A 1,196-nucleotide genomic window follows, 5' to 3' on the forward strand; every position below is an offset into this window, starting at 1 on the left:
ATGGAGTATATGAAAGAAGTGGTAGGTGACGTTGTTGTTCCTTTATATGACAGCGCCAAAGCAGATCCTGCAGCCCCTATTAATACTCCTACTACCAAAATGCCTTTTGGAGAATATGTAGACCTGATTCAACGGGAGCCTACAGATCTCAGAATTTTCTTTTTCGATCCTATTAAATTTGCGCCCAAACTACTGGATGATTACATCCCGCCTAAGAGTTTAATGGGTGGATTTTTAGATAAATATCCGAGTATGTTCTTCGGAGGTAAAGGCTCTGTGACTTTCCTTCATTACGATATCGATATGCCGCATATCTTCCATACTCATTTCAATGGAAGAAAACATGTTCTTCTTTTTGAATATAAATGGAAAACCCGTCTCTATAAACTTCCTTATGCAACCTATGCCCTGGAAGATTATGACATTGCCAACCCTGATTTTGAAAAATTCCCGGCTCTGGATGGTATTGAAGGAATAGAATGTTATCTGGAACACGGTGATACCCTGTTTATGCCTACCGGCTGGTGGCACTGGATGAAATACCTGGATGGTTCATTCTCTCTTTCTCTTCGTGCATGGGATAAAAGCTGGGCTGTAAAAGCACATTCCTTATGGAACCTTGCTGTTCAACGTAATTTTGACAATTTCATGAAAGGAAGGTATAAAAAAAGATATATGGACTGGAAGGAAAGAAAAGCGGTTGAAAAGGCTAACGTGGCCCTGAAGAAAGGACTTCCAAAATAATACACCTAATTTACTGGTTATAGGGGAAATGCAATCTAAAAAATGAGTAAATTGCATAGTGAACCCGTTCCCTTAATACCTGGTGTATGTTCGAAAAATTAATCGACAGTTTCGAGAAACTGTGTCTTCAGATTATCATTGAAATACTGCTGGTTCCGGTAACTATTTTTAAATTGTTTCAGGATCCCCGCCGTTGCTATGATCTTTCTGTTCATGAAATGGAAAAAGAGGAATCCGATCGGTTTCACGACTACCTGTCTCCTATTAAACTTTCTGTATACACTTCGGTAATTGTATCGGTCCTGTTGATGGATTATGGCGGAGAGCATAATTTCCTGTCAAAAATGAAAGGATTAAGTATGGTGGAAAAAGCCTTGTTTATATTCCTCATGAACAATTTTACTGCAATAATATTCAGTGTCGTATTACTTTGGTATAAAAAAGAAAAGGTG

General features: G+C 38.5%; 1 protein-coding gene and 1 pseudogene. Both read left to right on the forward strand.

Annotated features, from left to right (window positions below; translation table 11 throughout):
• On the forward strand, positions 1-744 hold a 744-nt coding region (locus tag BBH99_RS11930; protein ID WP_066695835.1), incomplete at its 5' end, for a cupin-like domain-containing protein.
• An 86-nt stretch (positions 745-830) separates the two neighbouring features.
• Positions 831-1,196, forward strand: a pseudogene (locus BBH99_RS11935) (hypothetical protein); the annotation flags it as partial.

The organism is Chryseobacterium contaminans (assembly GCF_001684955.1).
In the GTDB taxonomy this organism is placed as follows: domain Bacteria; phylum Bacteroidota; class Bacteroidia; order Flavobacteriales; family Weeksellaceae; genus Chryseobacterium; species Chryseobacterium contaminans.